Source organism: Geodermatophilus poikilotrophus (assembly GCF_900111455.1).
GTDB lineage: Bacteria > Actinomycetota > Actinomycetes > Mycobacteriales > Geodermatophilaceae > Geodermatophilus > Geodermatophilus poikilotrophus.
Genome location: NZ_FOIE01000001.1, coordinates 613,124 through 631,116 on the forward strand (window position 1 = coordinate 613,124; position 17,993 = coordinate 631,116).

Genomic DNA, 17,993 nt, shown 5'->3' on the forward strand with positions numbered 1-17,993 from the left:
GCGGTGACACCTCGGGCCACCGCGCGCCCGCAGCACTCTGCACCACCGGCCGAGCATGCTGGTGCACCGTGCGCTGGCGCAAGCGCCGGGGACCACGGAGAGTCGGACGGGTGACCACCACCCAGACGCCGGTCGAGCACCTCGACGTCCTCGTCGTCGGAGCCGGGATCTCCGGCATCGGGGCCGGGCGGTACCTGAGGACGGAGCTGCCGGCGAAGAGCTTCGCGATCCTGGAGGCTCGTGAGGCGTCCGGCGGCACCTGGGACCTGTTCCGCTACCCCGGCATCCGGTCGGACTCCGACCTGCACACGTTCGGCTACGAGTTCAAGCCGTGGCGGGACGAGCAGTCGATCGCCGACGCGCCGCGGATCCTCGCCTACCTGCGCGAGACGATCACCGAGAACGGCCTGGACGCCGCCATCCGGTACTCCCACCGGGTGCTGGCGGCCTCGTGGTCGACCGCCGAGGCGCGCTGGCTGGTCGACGTCGAGCGCACCGACACCGGCGAGCGGCTGCAGCTGAGCGCCGGCTGGCTGTTCTGCGCCGGCGGCTACTACCGCTACGACGAGGGCCACACGCCGGTCTTCGCCGGCCGGGAGCGCTTCCGCGGCCCGATCGTGCACCCGCAGCACTGGCCCGAGGACCTGGACTACGCCGGCAAGCGGGTGCTGGTCATCGGCAGCGGCGCCACCGCGGTCACCCTGGTGCCGGCGATGGCCGGGACCGCCGGGCACGTGACGATGCTGCAGCGCACGCCGTCCTACGTCATGCCGGTGCCGCGCAACGACGTGCTCGCCAACCGGCTGCGCGCCCTGCTCGGCGAGGAGCGGGCGTTCGCGCTCACCCGGCGCAAGAACATCGCCCGCGGCATCGGCATCTGGCGGTTCTGCCAGAAGTACCCGAAGGCGGCCCGGAGGCTGATCCGCTGGGTCAACACCAAGCAGCTGCCCGAGGGCTATCCGGTCGACGAGCACTTCAACCCCCCGTACGACCCGTGGGACCAGCGGCTGTGCGCCGTCCCCGACGGCGACCTGTTCCGCGCCATCCGCAACGGGACGGCGGACGTCGTCACCGACCGGATCCAGACCTTCACCGAGAAGGGCGTGCTGCTGGCGTCGGGCCGGGAGCTCGAGGCCGACGTCGTCGTCACCGCGACCGGGCTCACCGTGCAGGCCATCGGCGGCATCTCGCTGACCGTGGACGGCGAGCCGGTGCACCTGCCCGACACGGTCGCCTTCAAGGGGATGATGCTGTCCGGCGTCCCCAACTTCGTGCTCGCGATCGGCTACACGAACTCCTCCTGGACGCTGAAGATCGGGCTGCTCTGCGAGCACTTCTGCCGGCTGCTGGCCCACATGGACGCGCACGGCTTCGACGTCGCCCGGCCCGAGCCCAGCGACCCGGACATGCCGACCCGGCCCTTCCTCGACTTCGCCGCCGGCTACATCCAGCGCGCGGTCGACCAGCTGCCCCGCCAGGGCGACCGGATGCCGTGGCTGACGTCGACGAGCTACAGCAGCGACGTCAAGCTGCTGCGCGCCGACAGCGTCACCGACCCCGAGCTGCACCTGTCCCGCTCCGCCGACCGGGTGGCGGTGACGGCATGACGGCCACGGCGCAGGACACCGACCGCTTCGTCGACCTCCCGGCCGGCCCGCGGATCTGCTACCGGGTCGACGGGCCGGACGACGGGACGCCGCTGCTGCTGGTCGCGGGCCTGGGCCTGGACCTGACGTCGTGGCCGCAGCGGATGGTCGACGGCTTCGTCGAGCGGGGCTTCCGCGTCGTCCGCCTGGACAACCGCGACGCCGGCCGGTCCTCGCGGATCGGCAACTCGCCGCCCGGCCGGCTGCGCCAGCTGCTGGCCCGGCCGCGGCCGGACGCCTACGACCTCGCCGACATGGCCGCCGACACCGTCGGCCTGCTCGACGCGCTGGGCATCCAGCGGGTGCACCTGCTCGGCATGTCGATGGGCGGGATGATCGCCCAGACCGTGGCCGCGAGGCACCCGGCGCGGGTGCTCAGCCTGACGTCGATCTTCTCCACGACCGGGCACCGGCGGGTGGGCCAGCCCGCCCGCTCGACGCTGCTGCGGCTGGCGAAGGCCCCGGCGCGCACCGTCGAGGAGTCCGTCGAGCGGCACCTGGCGATGCTCGGGCACATCGGCTCGACGACCTTCCCGCCCGACGAGGAGTACGAGCGGGCCTGGGCCACCGCGGTGTGGGACCGCTGCGGCGGCCCGCGCGCCGGCGAAGCGGTCGCCCGGCAGATCGGCGCCATCCAGGCCGCCGGCGACCGGACGGCCGAGCTGGCCCGGATCACCGCGCCCACCCTGGTCGTGCACGGCGACCGCGACCTGATGGTGCACCCGACCGGCGGGCGGGCCACCGCCGACGCGATCCCCGGCGCCCGGCACGTCGAGGTCGCCGGCATGGGCCACCACCTGGCGCCCGGCGTCGTCGACCGGCTCGTCGAGCTCACCACCGACCTGGTCCGGACCACCGCAGGAGGAACCCGATGAGCAGCGTGCGCGGCAAGGTCGCCGTGATCACCGGCGCCGGCTCCGGCATCGGCCGGCAGCTGGCCCTCGAGCTGGCGAAGCGCGGCGCCCGGCTGGCGCTGTCCGACGTCGACGAGCCGGCCCTGGGCGAGACCGCCGACCGGGCTGAGGCGCTCGGGGCGGAGGTGCACACGGCCCGGCTGGACGTCAGCGACCGCGCGGCCGTGGAGGCGTACGCGACCGCGGTGGCCGGGCACTTCGGCGTCGTCCACCAGGTCTACAACAACGCCGGCGTGGCCGGCGGCAGCACCGTGCTCGACAGCACCTGGGCCGACTACGACCGGGTCCTGTCGATCAACCTGTTCGGCGTCCTCCACGGCACCAAGGCGTTCATGCCGCACCTGATCGCCTCCGGCGACGGGCACGTCGTCAACGTCTCCAGCCTCAACGGGATCATGGGCCAGGGCCGCATGACGGCGTACTGCACCAGCAAGTTCGGCGTCCGCGGCTTCACCGAGAGCCTGCGCGCGGAGCTGCTGGCCGCGGGTGCCCCGGTGCAGGTCAGCGTGGTCCACCCCGGCGGCGTGCGGACCAACATCGCGACGGCCGCGTTCGAGCACGCGCGGGCGCAGGGCCAGGAGTTCACCCCGGCCGACGAGGCCCGGCACCGCGCGTACAACGAGAAGCTGCTGAGGATGCCGCCGGAGCAGGCCGCGCGGATCGTCGTCGACGGGGTGGAGGCCGGCCGGCCGCGCATCCTCGTCGGCAACGACGCCAAGGCCGTCGACCTGCTGGTCCGGCTGGCGCCGCGGCTCTACCCGGTGCTGGCCGCCCGCGCCGAGCGCCGCTTCGCCGGCGGCGCCTGAGCTGCCCGCCGGCCGGCAGGGGTCGTCAGGGACGGCCGGCGTCCGGCACGCGGGCGACGTCGGCCCCGCCCCCCGCCGACGGGTACCGGTCGAAGGCGGCCAGGTCGGCCAGCTGGAGGGTCCGGGCGACGTCGCTCGGTGAGACCACGCCGACCACCCGGCCACCGTCGAGGACGACCGCGCGGCCGTCGCTGCACCCCTCCATGCGCGGCAGCAGCTCGGTCAGCGGCTCACCGGGCCGGGCGACCGGGATCGCCGCCGGCGGGCAGGCGACGTCCCGCAGCCGGGTCGTGGTCCGGGCCGCGGGCGGCACCGAGCGCAGCCGGTTGAGCGTCACCAGGCCGACGAGTGCGCCCGAGGGGTCGACGAGCGGATAGGTGCTGAAGCGCCGCACCAGGGCCACCTCGTGCAGGAACCGCTCGACGGTCAGGTCCGGGTCGGCGACCAGCGCGGGGCCGCTCATGACGGCGCCGACGGTCAGCCCCCCGAGTCGGCCGGAGACCTGCGCGTGCTGCTCCTCGGCCGTCGCCGCGTTCACCACGAACAGCCCGACCAGCGCGAGCCACAGGCCGCCGAATCCCTGTCCGGTGACCAGCTGCAGGAAGCCGAGGGCGATCAGCGCGAAGCCGAAGAAGCGCCCGGCCCGCGCCGCGGTCACCGCCGAGGACCACGCGTCGCCGCGGAGGCGCCAGAGCAGGGCCCGCAGCAGCCGGCCGCCGTCGAGCGGGGCGGCCGGCACGAGGTTGAAGACGGCGAGCGCCACGTTGATGCCGGCGAGGTACTCGAGGACCGCCACCGGCAGGCCGTCGGCGCCCGCGAGCCGCGCCAGCATGGCACCGGCGCCGAGGAGGAGGCCGAGGACGAGGCTGGTGAGCGGGCCGACGCCGGCGATGCGGAACTCCGCCCCGGGCGTGCGGGCCCCTCCCCTCAGGCGGGCCACCCCGCCCAGCAGCCACAGGGTGATGCCCTCGACCTCGACCCCGTTGCGCCGGGCCACCAGGGCGTGGGCGAGCTCGTGCGCCAGCAGCGAGGCGAGGAAGGCCAGGGCGGCCGCCAGCGCAGCAACGACGTACGCGGCGGCACCGCGGCCGGGCAGCACGAGGGGGAACCGGCCGAACGCCAGTCCCCCCGCGATGATCAGCACGATCACCAGGACGCTGGCGTTCACGCCGACGCGGATGCCGGCGATCCGGCCGAGGCTGAACGTCTCGCTCACGGTCCCCTCCTCGGGAACGGTGCCGGTGGGAGGTCCATGCGGATCCCGGTGCCCTGCTCAGGGGGCGGTGACACGTGGTCGGACGCCATGACAGGCTCCGGCCGACATGATCTCGACGCACCCCACCACCCGCACCAACCAGGAGGATCGATGGCCTTCCGCGGCATGATGGCGCGCCTGGGCTCCGGCGGCGCCGGCGTCGAGACCGTGCTGGACCGGCCCGAGACGACCCCGGGCGGATCGGTGACCGGCACCGTCCACGTCACCGGCGGCTCGGTCCCCCAGGACGTCACCGAGGTCCGCGTCGCGCTGCAGGCCACCGTCGAGGTGGAGAGCGGCGACAGCTCCTGGCGCGAGGAGGTCACCTTCGGCACGGTCGCCGTCGCCGGGGCCGCTCGGGTCGAGCCCGGCGCTCGGCACGCCCTGCCGTTCAGCCTGCCGGTGCCGTGGCAGTGCCCGGTCACCGCGATCGACGGCTGGCACCTGCGCGGCATGCGCGTCGGTCTGCGCACCCGGCTGGACATCGCGGGCTCGGTCGACCCCGGCGACCTGGACCCGGTGACCGTGCTGCCGCTGCCGGTGCAGCGCACCGTGCTGCAGGCGCTGGACAGCCTGGGCTTCGCCTTCCGCGGCGCCGACGTGGAGAAGGGCCGCGTCCGCGGCAGCGAGCTGCCCTTCTACCAGGAGGTCGAGTTCGCCCCGCCGTACGGGCTGCGCGGCCGGGTCAACGAGCTGGAGGTCACCTTCCTCGCCGATCCTCAGGGGGTGGACGTCGTCCTGGAGGTCGACCGGCGCGGCGGCCTGCTCAGCGAGGGGCGGGACGTCGGCGGCCGGTTGCGGCTGAGCCACGCCGACACCGACGTCCGTTCCGTGGCCGCGCACCTGGACGCCGCCGTCCGGCAGCTCGGCGCCCGTCGCGGCTGGTTCTGACCGGCCGCGGTCAGCCGCGCCGGGTGCCCCGCCAGACGGCGGCCACGGGCAGGCCCACCGCGACGGCCGCGGCGAGGAACACGGCCGCCTGGACCGGTCCGGAGGAGCCGGCGGCGGCCACGGCCGCGCCGGTCGCGCCGATCCCGAGGGCGGCGCCGACGAGCAGCAGCGAGAGGACGGCGCGGTCGGTGCCGGCCTCGGGATCGGCGTCGGCCGCAGGCCGTCCGCGGGCGACGAGCCGCGCCCCCTGCCGGGCCAGCGCCGCCGCCACCGCCAGCAGGACGACGAGCACGATCCAGTCCACGCGGGCCTCCTCCCCGGACGGGTCCCCGGCGGTACCCGCGGGCGGTGCAGCGACGCCCGGGCGGGCCGGACGTGACCGGATCGTCACCGGGTTGGGGAGGACTCAGGTGGGCAGTCCCGAAGGCGTGGCCCGGTCCGTGCTGATCATCGAGGACGACGACCGCATCCGGCGCGTCGTCTCGATCACCCTCCGCCGGCAGGGGCTGGAGGTGACCGAGGCCGGGTCGGGCGAGGAGGGCCTGGCGAGGCTGGCGGAGCGGCCGTACGACATCGTGCTGCTGGACCTGGTGCTGCCCGGCCGCAGCGGTCTGGAGGTGTGCCGGGAGATCCGCCGGGTCTCCACCACGCCGGTGATCATGGTGACCGCCCGTGCGGACAGCTCGGACGTCATCGCGGGCCTGGAGGCCGGTGCCGACGACTACGTCACCAAGCCCTTCGTGGCCGAGGAGCTCTCCGCCCGCATCCGCGCGCTGGCCCGCCGCTCCGGGGGCTCGGGACCGCGGCCCCGCATCGTCGTCGGCGACCTGGAGATCGCACCGACGGACGGCGTGGTGACCCGCGGCGGCCAGGTCGTGCCGCTGACCAGGACCGAGTTCACGCTGCTCCTGGAGCTGGCCACCGAGCGCGGCCGGGTGTTCAGCCGCGAGGAGCTGCTGGAGCGGGTGTGGGGCTACGACTACTTCGGCGACTCCCGGCTGGTCGACGTCCACGTGCGGCGGCTCCGCAAGAAGGTGGAGGCCGACCCGGCCGCCCCGACGGTCGTGACCACGGTGCGCGGCATGGGCTACCGTCTGCCGGAGTGAGCCTGACGGCCGGACGACCAGTCCCGCCCGCGCTGCTCGCCGACCCCCCAGAGGCTCCTCCCCCACGTCGACGCGGGGCCCGGCACCCCTCGCTGCGCGGCCGGGCCACGCTGGCGCTGACCGCGGTCGCCGTCGTGCTGACCACTGCCCTCGCCGTCGGCGTGTGGGTGTTCGCGACCCGGTACCTCCTCTACCAGCGGGAGAACGTCACGCTCGGGCAGGCGGTCGCCAACGCCTCGGTCGTCTCGCGCGGCCTGCCGGCCGAGGGCCTGTCGCGGGAACAGCTGCTCTCCCAGCTGCCGCGGGAGACCGGGTCGGTGTCCCTACTCGTCGACGGCGGCTTGTGGAGCACCACCTCGCTGCGGATCGGCCAGGAGGAGCTGCCCGAGGCGCTGCGCACCGCCGTCGGCGCGGGCACCCCGTCACGGCAGCGGATCGCCGTCGACGGGGAGCCCTACCTGGCCGTGGGGGTACCGCTGGCCGGGCTGGACGACGCCTACTTCGAGGTCTTCCCGCTGCGCGAACTGGACAGCACCTTCCGGGTGCTCGGGGTGGTGCTGACGCTGTCGGTGCTGGCCGTCGCACCAGTATCGGCGGCGGTCGGCTGGTGGGTGACGCGCTCGGCGCTGCGGCCGCTGGACCGCATCTCGGCAGCCGCGGCCGCCATCGCCGCCGGCGACCTCGGCGCCCGCATCGACCCGCACGACGACCCCTCGCTGGCGCCCATCGCCGGCTCGTTCAACGCCACGGCCGCTGCCCTCGAGCGGCGGGTGCGCGCCGACGCCCGCTTCGCCTCCGACGTCAGCCACGAGCTGCGCAGCCCGCTCACGACCATGCTCAACGCGGCGGCGCTGGTGGCGGCGCACGCCGACGACCTGCCGCCCGACGGCCGGGAGGCGCTGGCGCTGCTGCGGTCGGAGGTGGGCGATCTCGAGCGGCTGGTCGCCGACCTGCTGGAGATCTCCCGCGCCGACGCCGGGAACACCGACCTGGTGCTCGAGGACGTCCGGCCGGCAGATCTGGCGCGGCAGGCGCTGGCCCGCCGGGCGGCCGCGGGCGGCTCCGCCGTAGACCTGACCGTGCGCGGGGACGCCGCCGACGTCGTCGTCCGGGCGGACAAGCGCCGCCTGGAGCGGGTGCTGCGCAACCTCATCGACAACGCCGACGGCCACGGCGGCGGCCTGGCGGCGGTCACGGTGGAGTGCTCCGGTCCGTGGGTGTGCCTCGTCGTGGACGACCACGGCCCCGGCGTCCCGGAGGCCGAGCGCGCCGTCGTGTTCGAGCGGTTCGCCCGCGGCAGCCGCAGCACCCGGGCCAGCAGCGCCGGCAGTGGTCTGGGCCTGGCGCTGGTCAGCCGGCACGTGCAGCTGATGGACGGCACGGTCGCGGTGACCGACGCACCGGGCGGCGGGGCGCGGTTCGTCGTCCGGCTGCCCGCCGCCCCCGGAACGGAGGACCTGCCGTGAGGCGGGCCGCCCTCGCGCTCGCCGCGGGACTGGGGTTGGCCGGGTGCGGCGTGGGCGCGCAGTCGGAGCCGGAGGAGGTCCGCATCCCGGGTCCGGCATCGCCCGAGGCCGGGGCTCCTGGAGACGCGGCCGGGACCGGGCTGCGGGTCTGGTTCGTGCGCGGCAGCCGGCTGAAGGCGGCCGAGCGTCCGGTCGACCGCCCCGGCATCGACGCCGCACTGGATGCGCTCGCCGCGGGGCCGACCCGTGGCGAGGTGGTCGACGGGCTGCGGACGGCGCTGTCCCCGCAGAGCCTGACCCCCGACCGACCGGTGTCCGCCGACGCCGTGGTGGTCGTCGGGGTGTCCCGCGAGTTCACCGAGGTCGCCGGCGGCAACCAGCTGCTCGCGACGGCCCAGGTGGTGTTCACCGTGACCGAGGTGCCCGGGGTGGAGGCGGTGCGCATCACCGCGGACGGCTCACCGGTCGAGGTGCCCACCGACGACGGGCTGACCGCGGAGCCGGTGAGCCGGGAGGACTACGCGTCGGTCGCTCCGCCGGTGGGCTCACCGCTGCCGTCCGCGCCGTCGCCGTCCCCCGGGGACCCGGCCACCGCACCACCGGCCGCCCCGTCCACCCCCGGGCGGCGCCGGCTGCGCTGAGCCCGGCGCGGACATGACGGTTCGGTGACACAACGAGCCGGACGTGAGGTCCACGCGGGTGCGCCGGGCAGGAGACGACGGGGAGCGGGCCGCCCCGGACCCGCCGGTCGAGAGGAGACGTCGTCGTGCGCGCGCCGCGAGTTCCCGCCGCCACCGGGTCCGACGACTCCTCCGAGACCGGGGTGGTGACCGAGGTGTACGAGCCGCTCCCCGACACCCGATCCGCTGCACCCACGGAGGCCGACCCATGACCGCCCGCTCGCCCCTGCTGCCCGCCGCCCGTACCTGCCTGGCTGCAGCCCTCGCCGGGGGCGTCCTGCTCCTGGCCGGCTGCAGCGCCGACCGGCTGGAGGAGGACGCGCCCGCGGAGGACCCCGGCGTCGAGGTCGACGGCGGCGCGATCGGCCCGGACGTGCGGGTCAACGACGACGTCGGCCTGCAGCAGGTGCAGCTCGAGTACCCGCTGGACGGTGTCTACGCGGTGGGCGAGGACGCGCGGCTGTTCATGGCGGTCACGAACACCGGTGGGGAGCCGGTGACGCTGACCGACATCAGCGGGCCCGACTTCAGCGGGGTGCGCGTCGAGACGGCCGAGGGGCAGGGGCTGCCGCTCACCGTCGACGCGGACGACAACCTGTACGTGGGGGCCGAGGACCCGCCGAACGTCACCCTGCTGGACCTGGGCCGGGAGCTGCGCTCCTCGCAGTCCGTCCCCGTCACCTTCACGTTCGCCGAGGCCGGTGAGGTGACGATCGACGTGCCGGTGTCCGCGGAGAGGCAGGACCCGACGCCGCCGTTCGACTTCCCGGACGACGACCCGGACCAGGACCCGACCGGCGACGACGCCGCCATCCCGTCGCCGGCCGGGTGACCTCCGGCGCCGGCCACGATCCCTCGCGGGGGGAGGGCCCGGTCGAGCACACCCGGGCTCGGCCGGGCCGTCGGCTCCGCCGTGGGGGTGGCCTGCCACCGGCCCCGACGGCGGGCGCCCGGGCGGCGGCAGCGGGGAACCGGCAGCAGCGGTCGCGGGCGCGGGCGTGGCAGTGCACAGCCGCACCGGCACGAGACGAAAGCGCTGGCCGGCCACTCGCCACCGTCCCCACGGGGCGACGGGCCCCGGGTCGCTTGTGCCGGTCGGTGCACCCTCCTAGCCTCCTGCCCCGGAACCCCCGTCACCGGGTACGCCGAGGCCAGGAGGCTGTGATGAAGAAGCTCATCAACGACCCCGCGGACGTCGTCCCCGAGGCGTTGCGCGGCCTGGCCGCGGCTCACCCCGAGCTGCGGGTCGACCACGAGAACCGCGTCGTCCTCCGCGGCGACGCCCCGCGGCGGGGCAAGGTCGGCCTGGTGTCCGGCGGCGGCTCCGGGCACGAGCCGATGCACGCGGGCTTCGTGGGCGTCGGGATGCTCGACGCCGCCTGCGCCGGGGAGGTCTTCACCTCCCCGGTCCCCGACCAGGTGGTGGCGGCGACCCGTGGCGTCGACGGCGGCGCCGGGGTGCTGCACATCGTGAAGAACTACACCGGCGACGTCATGAACTTCGAGATGGCCGCGGAGCTGGTGTCCGCCGAGTCCGACACCGAGGTGGTCGCGGTCGTCACCGACGACGACGTCGCCGTCCAGGACAGCCTCTACACGGCCGGCCGGCGCGGCGTGGGCGTCACCGTCCTCCTCGAGAAGCTCGCCGGCGCCGCGGCCGAGGAGGGCCGGCCGCTGGCCCAGGTCGCCGACATCGCGAAGCGGGTCAACGCCACCGGCCGCAGCATGGGGATGGCGCTGACCTCCTGCACGGTGCCCGCGGCGGGCCGGCCGACGTTCGACCTGCCGGACGACGAGATGGAGATCGGCATCGGCATCCACGGCGAGCCGGGCCGCCGCCGCGTCCCCCTGGCGCCGGCGCGGGAGGTCGCCGAGATGCTCGTCGAGCCGATCCTCGGCGACCTGGACATGACCGGCGGCGACGGCGTGATCGCCTTCGTCAACGGCATGGGCGGCACGCCGCTGCTCGAGCTCTACCTCATGTACGCCGAGGTGGTCGCCGTCCTGGAGAAGGCCGGGGTCGGCGTCGCCCGCAACCTGGTCGGCTCGTACATGACCAGCCTGGACATGGCCGGCTGCTCGGTCACCCTGCTCAAGGCCGACGACGAGCTGCTGCGGCTGTGGGACGCCCCGGTGCGCACCCCGTCGCTGCGCTGGGGCGCGTGACCGTGGTCGACGCCGCCGCGCTCACCGCGTGGGTCCGGGAGTTCGCCCGGCTGGTCCACGAGCAGCGGGACACGCTCACCCAGCTCGACTCCGCCATCGGGGACGCCGACCACGGCGCCAACCTCGACCGCGGGATGACCGCCGCGGTCGCCGCCCTCGAGACCACCCCCTCGGACGACCCCGCCGCCGTCCTCAAGACGGTGGCCACCACGCTGATCAAGACGGTCGGCGGCGCCAGCGGCCCGCTCTACGGCACCTTCTTCCTGCGCGCATCCGGCACCCTGGACGGCGGGGACGGCGCCGCCCTCGCGGCCGCGCTGCGCGCCGGGTACGACGGCGTCGTCGCACGCGGCAAGGCCGAACGCGGGGACAAGACGATGCTCGACGCGCTCGGCCCGGCGTGCGACGCGCTCGACGAGGCGCTGGCCGCCGGGAAGGCGCTGGACGAGGCCCTGGGCGCCGCCGCCGAGGCGGCCGCGCAGGGGCGGGACGCGACCGAGCCGCTGGTCGCCCGCAAGGGGCGCGCGAGCTACCTCGGCGAGCGCAGCGCCGGCCACGTCGACCCGGGCGCGGCCTCGGCGACCCTGCTGGTCGAGGCCGCCGCGACCGCGCTCGCCGGCCGGGGCTGACCGGTGCCGGTCGGACTGGTGGTCGTGTCGCACAGCCGCGCCCTCGCCGATGCCGCGGTCGAGCTGACCCGCGGCATGCTGCCCGGCCGGGAGCTCGCGGTCGGGGTGGCGGCCGGGGACGTCGACGGCGGCCTCGGCACCGATGCGACGGCGATCGCCGACGCCATCGCCGCGGTCGACAGCGGGGACGGCGTCGTCGTCCTCATGGACCTGGGCAGCGCCGTGCTCTCCGCCGAGACCGCCCTGGAGCTGGTGGACGACGACGTCCGCGAGCGGGTGGTCCTCTCCCCCGCGCCCCTGGTCGAGGGCCTCGTCGGCGCGGCGGTCACCGCGGCCGCGGGGGCCGACCGGGACCGGGTCGCCGCCGAGGCCCTGCGCGGCCTGGCGCCGAAGCAGGCCCACCTCGGCGAGCCGGCCGGCGAGGGCTGACCCCCGCCGGCCGGGACCCCGGCGCCGGCCGACCCGCCTACGGGCGGATCTCGTAGACCAGGTTGAACGGGGTCTGCGCCGCCCGCCGGAACCGGGTGAAGCCCGCCTCGGCCGCGACCTGGCGGATCGCCGCCTCACCGGCCTGGGCACCGAGTGCGCGGCCGCCCGGCTGGGAGAGCGCGTTGGGGACGCACAGGAACGTCGAGCCGTTGTAGTACAGCCGTCCCACCGGGTTGAGGGTGTCCTCCACCGTGTCGCCGGCGAACGGTTCGACGAGCAGCCACGTGCCGTCGGGCGCCAGCGCGTCGCGCACCCGGCGGGCGGCACCCACGGGGTCCCCCATGTCGTGCAGGCAGTCGAACATCGTCACGAGGTCGTGGTCGCTGCCGGAGAAGGTCTGCGCGGAGGCCACCTCGAAGACGACCCGGTCGCCGACCCCGGCCTCGGCGGCCTTCTTGCGCGCCAGGTCGATCGACTCGGCGTGCGAGTCCGAGCCGACGACGGTCGTGCTCGGGTAGGCCTGGGCGAGCAGCACCGAGGTCGAGCCCAGACCGCACCCGACGTCGGCGACCCGCGCCCCGGCGGCCAGCTTCTCCTCGACCCCCTCGAGCGCGGGGATCCAGTCCGGCACCAGCTGGGCCACGTAGCCGGGCCGGTAGAAGGCGTCGCACCCCACGAAGACGTCCTCGTGGTGCTCGCTCCAGGCGACGCCGGCACCGGTGCGGAAGGCCTCCGTGATCCTCGGTTCCGCCCGCAGGTAGCCGAGGACGACGAGGGACGCCGCGGCCAGGTTGGGCCCGTTCGGGTCGGCCAGGCAGAACGCCTGCTCCTCGGTGAGCGAGAACCCGCCGGTCGCCGCGTCGTAGCTCACCCACCCGCCGGCGGCCTGGCCGCGCAGCCACTCGGTGAGGTACCTCGGGTGGCACCCGCTGCGCTCGGCGAGCTGCTCGGGCGTCGCCGGGCCCTGCGCCAGGGCGCGGTAGAGCCCCAGCCGGTGGCCGATCGCCACTGCGCCGACGGATCCGCCCGCACCCAGGTCCGTGACGAAGCGCTCGAGGAACGCCGTCACCCTGCTCTGGTCCATCTCGTCCTCCTCTGTCCTTGCCGGTCGCCACAGACGGTGGGCGCGGGCCCTGTCACGGCTCTGGCACGCACTGGCAGCCCGCTGACAGGGCGGCCCTGGCCCTCCCGCCCGGACGCCGGGGCGGGCACGCTGCACCCCGGAGGTGCGCGATGTCGGACGGCCAGGCGGCGGCGCGGGTCCGGGTGGAGGTGCTCGGTCCGCTGCGGCTGGTCGTCGACGGCGCAGTGGTCGACGTCCGCGGCCCCAAGCGACGCGCGGTGCTCGCCCTGCTCGCGCTCGCCGAGGGCCGGACCGTGCCGGTGGACTCCCTGGTGGACGCGCTGTGGCCGTCGGAGGTGCCGGAGTCGGGCCGCCAGGCCCTGCACAGCCACGTGTCCCGGCTGCGCGGGCACCTCGGCTCCGCGGCGGCCCGGCTGGAGACCCAGCCGGACGGCTACCGGCTCGTGCTCGAGGACGACGCCCTCGACGTGGCGCGGGCGCGGGCGCTGCTCGCGGCGGCGCGCTCGCGCGGACGGCAGGACCCGGCCGGTGCGCTCGCCGTGTTGCGGGAGGCACGGGCCCTCTGGCGGGGACCGCTCCTGTCCGACCTGACCGACGTCCTGCCGATCGCCACCGCGGTCGAGGAGTGCACGCGGCTCCGGCGCGAGGTGACCGACGCGCTGATAGGCAGTGCGATCGCCGCCGGAGAGGCCGAGGAGGTGCTGGGCCTGGCGGCTGCGTCGGTGACCGAGGACCCGCTGCGCGAACCCGCGGTGCTGCTGCTGGTCCGGGCACTGGCGGCGACCGGGCGGGCGTCCGAGGCGCTGCAGACCGGGCGCGAGTACCGGCAGCGGCTGGCCGAGGAGACCGGCCTGGACCCCTCAGCGGAGCTGGACCGACTGGAACGGGAGGTCGCCGGAGGAGCTGCCGGCCCGGTGCCCCGACCCCGGGTGGCCGTCCGGCCCACGACCCGGCTCATCGGCCGGGACGCGGAGGTCGCTGCGCTGCACCGGCGGCTGGAGAGGGAGCGGCTGGTCACGCTCGTCGGGCCGGGCGGTGTCGGGAAGACCCGCGTCGCCGTCGAGGTCGCACGACGGAGCGAGGTGACCGCGGCGCTGCTGCTCGCACCGGTCACCGATCCGGCCGCCGTCCCGCACGCGCTGGCGGCGGCCGTGGGCCTGGAGGTCGTGCGGGGGGACGTCCTCGCGGCCTGCCTCGCCGTCCTGGGCGACCGCCCCGGCCTGCTGGTGGTCGACAACTGCGAGCACCTGCTCGACGCGGTGCGCGACACGGTCGATGCCGTCCTGGCCGCCTGCCCGCGGATCGCCGTGCTGGCCACCAGCCGGGAACCGCTCGGCCTCGCGGCCGAGTGCGTCGTCCGGCTGGCCCCGCTCCCGCTCCCGGACGGCGATCGGGACCTTCCCCTGGTCCCCTCCGTGGCGGTCTTCCTGGACCGGGCCGGGCGGGTGCGTCCCGGCCCCCCGCCGACACCCGACGAGCTGCGCACGGTCGCGGACATCGTCCGCCGGCTCGACGGCATGCCGCTGGCCATCGAACTCGCTGCCGGCCGGCTGTCGACCTTCTCCCTGACCGACCTGCGCAGCCGGCTGACCCGCTCGCTGGACCTGCTGGGCGGGGGGCGACCCAGTGGCGACGCCCGGCACCGGACGCTGCGCGCGACCGTCGAGTGGTCCTACCAGCTCCTCTCCGAGGACGAGCGGCGGCTGTTCCGGCACCTGTCGGTGTTCGTCGACGGGGTCGACCTGGCGACCGCCGAACGGGTCGCCGCCGACCTGCGCCTGGGCAGCGACCCCGGGAGCGTCCTGGCCCGCCTGGTGGACGCCTCGGTGATCGAGGCCGACATCGGGGAGGCGGGCACCCGCTACCGCATGCTCGACACGCTGCGGGCGTTCGGCCTGGACCGGCTGACGACGGCCGGCGAGGAGGAGGCCGCGACCGACCGCGTGCAGCGCTGGGCGGTCGAGCTGACCGCCTGGTTCGCCGCCGCCAGCCTCACCGACCGTGAGCCCGAGGCCGACGCCGTCCTGCGCAGGGAGGTGGCCAACCTGCGGGCCGCGTGGCGGTCGACCCGGAGCCGGGGCGCCCTCGACGACGCGGTAGCGATGGTCCTGGGACTGTACGACGCCGTCACGTACCGCGATCTCGTCGAGATCCGCAGCTGGGCCGAGGAGCTGGCCGCCGACCCGGCGCTCGCCGGCCACCCGCAGGAGGCCGCGGTGCTGGGCACCGCCGGTGAGGCCGCCTACCACCGCGGCGACCTCACCACGGCGGTCCGGCTCGCCCGCGCCGGGTTGGAGTGCGCGACCGACGTGACCGGGACGGGGTGCTGCCTGCTGCCGCTGTCGGTGGTCGCCCTGGCCCGCGGGGCGTACACCGAGGCCGCCGAGCACGCCCTCGCCGCGGCCGCGCTCCGGATCCGGCCCGCCGAGTTGCCCGGGATCGCCGCCCTCGCGCTGGCCTACTCGGGAGACGCCGACCGGGCACGGACCCTCAACGAGCGCGGGCTCGCCGAGGCGGTCTCGCCCTCGATGCGCGCCTGGGGTGCCTACGTCGCCGGGGAGATCGAGACCGCCGTCGGCCGCCGGGACCGCGCCGAGCCCCACTACGTCCGGGCCATCGACCTCGCCCGGACGTCGGGGGCCACCTTCGTCGTCGGCATCGCCTCCGTGGGGCTCCTCCCCGCGCGCGCCGACGCCGGCCGGGTCCGTGAGGCGCTGGTCGGGTACCGGGAGGTGGTCGACTACTTCGCCCGCACCGGCAACTGGACCCACCAGTGGACGACGCTGCGCAACCTCGCCGACCTGCTCCGCCGGCTCGGGGACGACCAGCCGGCCGACGTGCTCGACGCGGCCTCCGACCGGGCTCCCGACGCCGCCGCCCGCAGCGCCCCACCGCAGCCGGCCACCGTCGAGGTCCCCGGCCGGGCTGCGGTCCTCGAGGTGGCCCGGCTGGCCATCGAGCGCAACCTCACCCGCGTGTGACCGCCGCGACCGGCCGCCGGGCGACCGGCGCCTGGCGCCGGTGCTCGACGAACGACTCCTCACCGACCCAGGCGGTGTAGCAGTCGATCCCCATCGTGGCGATGAGGCCGGCCGTCTGGGTCGTCTGGGCCGCCAGCGCCCGGACCTTGCGGGCTGCCGTGTCCGGGTCCAGCACCAGGTCGACCGCCAGCTGCTCGTCGGGCACCGCGACGGGGTAGCCCGGCAGGTAGACGCCCAGGCGCTCGTCCAGGTCCCGCCACCGGGGCACCCGCCGCTCGGCGGCCGCCGCGTACAGCAGCCGGGCCCCCGGCGCGGCCGCCCGCTCGAACGCCGCGGTCGCCCAGGCCGACACCGCCTGGTGGTCCGGGTGACCGGTGATGCCGTCCGGGCCGAACGTCACCACGGTGTCCGGTGCGACCTCGTCGATCACCTCGCAGAGCTCCCCGACCGCCTCGGACGCGGGGGCCGCCGGACACTCGCCGTCCCGGTACCCGAGCCAGCGGTGCTCGGAGACGCCGAGGACCGCCAGGCAGCGCGCCAGCTCGCGGGTGCGCTCCGCGGCCAGCCGCCGGGGCGGCCACGCCTCCGGGTCGGGGGTGCCCTGCTCGCCGCGCGTCGCGGTCACGCACACCACGCGCGAGCCGCCGTCGCGGGCCAGCGCCATCAGCCCGCCGGACAGGTAGGCCTCGTCGTCGGGGTGCGCCCAGATGCCGAGGACGGTGCCCAGCTCGGCGACGACGGTCACGGACTCGTTCATGATCGGACCTCCAGGTCGAGGAATCGGTGCAGGGTCAGTCCGGCGCCGCCGAGGGCGACGCCCAGCAGCGCCAGCGGGCCGGGGCCGGCGGTGTCCACGACGAGACCGCCGAGCAGCGCCCCCACCGCGAACCCGACGTGGGTCGCCGCACTGTTCAGGGCCAGGGACACCGACGCCGCGTCCTCGCCCAGCCGGAGCACGCGGTGCTGCTGCGCCGCGGTGAACGCCCAGGCCGCGGTCCCCCACCCGGCCACGACGACCAGCAGCGCGCCACCGGTCGAGGCGACCAGCGGGAGCGCGGCGACCGCCGCCGTCAGTGCGCCTCCCGCCAGCAGGACCAGGCGCCGGTCCCCGAGCCGGTCCGCCAGGGTCCCGCCCCACCAGGCCCCCGCCGCACCGCCGAGGCCGAACGCCGCCATGACCAGGCCGGGACCGGTCGGTCCGGCGACCGGTCCCAGGAGCACGCCGAGGTAGCTGTACACGCCGTTCGAGCCGGCCATCACCAGGACCGTCGCGCCCAGCGTGATGACGACCGCGGGGCGGCGGGCCGGACGCAGCCGCTCGGACAGAGTCGACGGGGGCAGCCGACCGGACCCGAGGTCGCCGCGCAGCAGGACGCCGACGCCACCCGCCGCGAACAGGGCGGCCAGGCCGAAGGCCGCGCGCCACGACAGCACCCCGGCCAGCAGGACGCCGAGCGGGGCACCCAGGACCATCGCGGCCGAGGCCCCACCCAGGACCACCCCCAGCGCCCGGCCGCGGGACCGCGCCGGGACCGCCGCGACGGCTGCCGCGGCGGCGACCGGCACGTGCACGGACGCCGCGAGGGCGCCCAGTGCCCGGGCGGCGAGCAGCACCGCGAACGTCGGCGCCGCCGCCGCCACCGCGGTGCACGCACCGAACAGCGCCAGGGAGCCGATCAGCACCGGCCGCCGGGACCGCGCGCCGAGCGCAGCGCCGAGCAGCGGACCGCCGACGGCGTAGGCGGCCGCGGAGACCGTGACCGTCAGGCCGGCGGTGCCGACCGTGATCCCGAGGTCGGCGGCCAGGCCGGGGAGCACCCCGGCCACGACGAAGAGGTCGGTGCCGGTCGCGAACGCGCCGACCCCCAGGGCCGCCACCGGCGTCACCGTTCCGCGGCCCCGCTTCGGCGCGGGGGCCACCCGCATCCCTGCACCCACCG

The 17,993-nt window shown here is 76.2% G+C and carries 17 protein-coding genes; 12 read left to right on the plus strand and 5 right to left on the minus strand.

Annotation, left to right across the window (positions count from 1 at the left end):
* Window positions 1-110 precede the first annotated feature (110 nt).
* From BMW27_RS02770 to BMW27_RS02780, 3 genes are read left to right on the plus strand one after another with little or no spacing between them, the layout of a single operon-like run.
* Window positions 111-1,607, plus strand: a complete 1,497-nt coding sequence (locus BMW27_RS02770; RefSeq protein ID WP_091438689.1) for a flavin-containing monooxygenase — start codon at window positions 111-113, stop codon at window positions 1,605-1,607.
* Window positions 1,604-2,521, plus strand: a complete 918-nt coding sequence (locus tag BMW27_RS02775; RefSeq protein WP_091438692.1) for an alpha/beta fold hydrolase — start codon at window positions 1,604-1,606, stop codon at window positions 2,519-2,521. Before BMW27_RS02770 ends, BMW27_RS02775 begins: the two co-directional genes overlap by 4 nt.
* Window positions 2,518-3,366 carry an SDR family NAD(P)-dependent oxidoreductase gene (locus tag BMW27_RS02780; protein ID WP_091438697.1) on the plus strand — a complete coding sequence of 283 codons (849 nt, stop codon included), beginning with the start codon at window positions 2,518-2,520 and terminating at the stop codon, window positions 3,364-3,366. The genes BMW27_RS02775 and BMW27_RS02780 overlap by 4 nt, the downstream gene beginning before the upstream one ends.
* 25 nt (window positions 3,367-3,391) lie before the next feature.
* Here the strand turns inward: BMW27_RS02780 and BMW27_RS02785 are convergent, their stop codons facing one another.
* The gene (locus BMW27_RS02785; protein ID WP_091438700.1) at window positions 3,392-4,582 is read right to left on the minus strand and encodes a site-2 protease family protein; all 1,191 of its coding nucleotides are present in this window, start codon (window positions 4,580-4,582) and stop codon (window positions 3,392-3,394) included.
* A gap of 150 nt (window positions 4,583-4,732) precedes the next feature.
* On the opposite strand from BMW27_RS02785, the gene BMW27_RS02790 reads away from it, so the two are divergent.
* Window positions 4,733-5,512 carry a sporulation protein gene (locus BMW27_RS02790; RefSeq protein ID WP_091438703.1) on the plus strand — a complete coding sequence of 260 codons (780 nt, stop codon included), beginning with the start codon at window positions 4,733-4,735 and terminating at the stop codon, window positions 5,510-5,512.
* A gap of 10 nt (window positions 5,513-5,522) precedes the next feature.
* Here the strand turns inward: BMW27_RS02790 and BMW27_RS02795 are convergent, their stop codons facing one another.
* Complete coding sequence (locus BMW27_RS02795; RefSeq protein ID WP_091438706.1) at window positions 5,523-5,816, minus strand: hypothetical protein; 294 nt, start codon at window positions 5,814-5,816, stop codon at window positions 5,523-5,525.
* Between the two features lie 106 nt (window positions 5,817-5,922).
* Here BMW27_RS02795 and BMW27_RS02800 point away from each other — a divergent pair, with 106 nt between their 5' ends.
* From BMW27_RS02800 to dhaM, 7 genes are all read left to right on the plus strand, one after another.
* Window positions 5,923-6,618, plus strand: coding sequence for a response regulator transcription factor (locus tag BMW27_RS02800; RefSeq protein ID WP_091438709.1), 696 nt, complete (start codon window positions 5,923-5,925; stop codon window positions 6,616-6,618).
* A complete protein-coding gene (locus tag BMW27_RS02805) occupies window positions 6,615-8,084 on the plus strand; it encodes a sensor histidine kinase (protein WP_091438711.1) in 1,470 nt (489 codons plus the stop codon). Before BMW27_RS02800 ends, BMW27_RS02805 begins: the two co-directional genes overlap by 4 nt.
* Window positions 8,081-8,725 (plus strand): GerMN domain-containing protein, encoded by a 645-nt coding sequence (locus BMW27_RS02810; RefSeq protein ID WP_091438714.1) that lies wholly within the window; start codon window positions 8,081-8,083, stop codon window positions 8,723-8,725. The genes BMW27_RS02805 and BMW27_RS02810 overlap by 4 nt, the downstream gene beginning before the upstream one ends.
* A 247-nt stretch (window positions 8,726-8,972) precedes the next feature.
* Entirely contained in the window at window positions 8,973-9,596 is a 624-nt protein-coding gene (locus BMW27_RS02815) for a copper chaperone PCu(A)C domain-containing protein (RefSeq protein ID WP_091438720.1), read from the plus strand.
* A 332-nt stretch (window positions 9,597-9,928) separates the two neighbouring features.
* The gene (gene dhaK / locus BMW27_RS02820; RefSeq protein ID WP_091438723.1) at window positions 9,929-10,930 is read left to right on the plus strand and encodes a dihydroxyacetone kinase subunit DhaK; all 1,002 of its coding nucleotides are present in this window, start codon (window positions 9,929-9,931) and stop codon (window positions 10,928-10,930) included.
* Window positions 10,927-11,559 carry a dihydroxyacetone kinase subunit DhaL gene (gene dhaL / locus BMW27_RS02825; protein ID WP_175486312.1) on the plus strand — a complete coding sequence of 211 codons (633 nt, stop codon included), beginning with the start codon at window positions 10,927-10,929 and terminating at the stop codon, window positions 11,557-11,559. The genes dhaK and dhaL overlap by 4 nt, the downstream gene beginning before the upstream one ends.
* 3 nt (window positions 11,560-11,562) lie before the next feature.
* Window positions 11,563-11,988, plus strand: coding sequence for a dihydroxyacetone kinase phosphoryl donor subunit DhaM (gene dhaM / locus BMW27_RS02830; protein WP_091438726.1), 426 nt, complete (start codon window positions 11,563-11,565; stop codon window positions 11,986-11,988).
* A 37-nt stretch (window positions 11,989-12,025) separates the two neighbouring features.
* Here dhaM and BMW27_RS02835 read toward each other — a convergent pair whose 3' ends face one another.
* Window positions 12,026-13,072 (minus strand): class I SAM-dependent methyltransferase, encoded by a 1,047-nt coding sequence (locus BMW27_RS02835; RefSeq protein ID WP_091438730.1) that lies wholly within the window; start codon window positions 13,070-13,072, stop codon window positions 12,026-12,028.
* Between the two features lie 149 nt (window positions 13,073-13,221).
* On the opposite strand from BMW27_RS02835, the gene BMW27_RS02840 reads away from it, so the two are divergent.
* On the plus strand, window positions 13,222-16,053 hold the full coding sequence (locus tag BMW27_RS02840; RefSeq protein ID WP_091438733.1) for an ATP-binding protein: 2,832 nt from the start codon (window positions 13,222-13,224) through the stop codon (window positions 16,051-16,053).
* On the opposite strand, the gene BMW27_RS02845 is transcribed toward BMW27_RS02840, so the two are convergent.
* Together BMW27_RS02845 and BMW27_RS02850 are read right to left on the minus strand one after the other, a co-directional pair.
* Window positions 16,040-16,810: a PIG-L deacetylase family protein gene (locus tag BMW27_RS02845; RefSeq protein ID WP_091438735.1), complete on the minus strand. Its 771-nt coding sequence runs from the start codon at window positions 16,808-16,810 to the stop codon at window positions 16,040-16,042. The genes BMW27_RS02840 and BMW27_RS02845 overlap by 14 nt on opposite strands.
* Complete coding sequence (locus BMW27_RS02850; RefSeq protein WP_217638018.1) at window positions 16,807-17,973, minus strand: MFS transporter; 1,167 nt, start codon at window positions 17,971-17,973, stop codon at window positions 16,807-16,809. Before BMW27_RS02850 ends, BMW27_RS02845 begins: the two co-directional genes overlap by 4 nt.
* Window positions 17,974-17,993 lie beyond the last annotated feature (20 nt).

Bases quoted from the DNA above. Each gene is read 5' to 3' on its own strand.
- BMW27_RS02775 (WP_091438692.1), top strand. From the start codon at position 1,604: ATGACGGCCACGGCGCAGGACACCGACCGCTTCGTCGACCTCCCGGCC.
- BMW27_RS02815 (WP_091438720.1), top strand. From the start codon at position 8,973: ATGACCGCCCGCTCGCCCCTGCTGCCCGCCGCCCGTACCTGCCTGGCT.
- BMW27_RS02835 (WP_091438730.1), bottom strand. From the start codon at position 13,072: ATGGACCAGAGCAGGGTGACGGCGTTCCTCGAGCGCTTCGTCACGGAC.
- BMW27_RS02790 (WP_091438703.1), top strand. From the start codon at position 4,733: ATGGCCTTCCGCGGCATGATGGCGCGCCTGGGCTCCGGCGGCGCCGGC.
- dhaK (WP_091438723.1), top strand. From the start codon at position 9,929: ATGAAGAAGCTCATCAACGACCCCGCGGACGTCGTCCCCGAGGCGTTG.
- BMW27_RS02845 (WP_091438735.1), bottom strand. From the start codon at position 16,810: ATGAACGAGTCCGTGACCGTCGTCGCCGAGCTGGGCACCGTCCTCGGC.
- BMW27_RS02780 (WP_091438697.1), top strand. From the start codon at position 2,518: ATGAGCAGCGTGCGCGGCAAGGTCGCCGTGATCACCGGCGCCGGCTCC.
- BMW27_RS02840 (WP_091438733.1), top strand. From the start codon at position 13,222: ATGTCGGACGGCCAGGCGGCGGCGCGGGTCCGGGTGGAGGTGCTCGGT.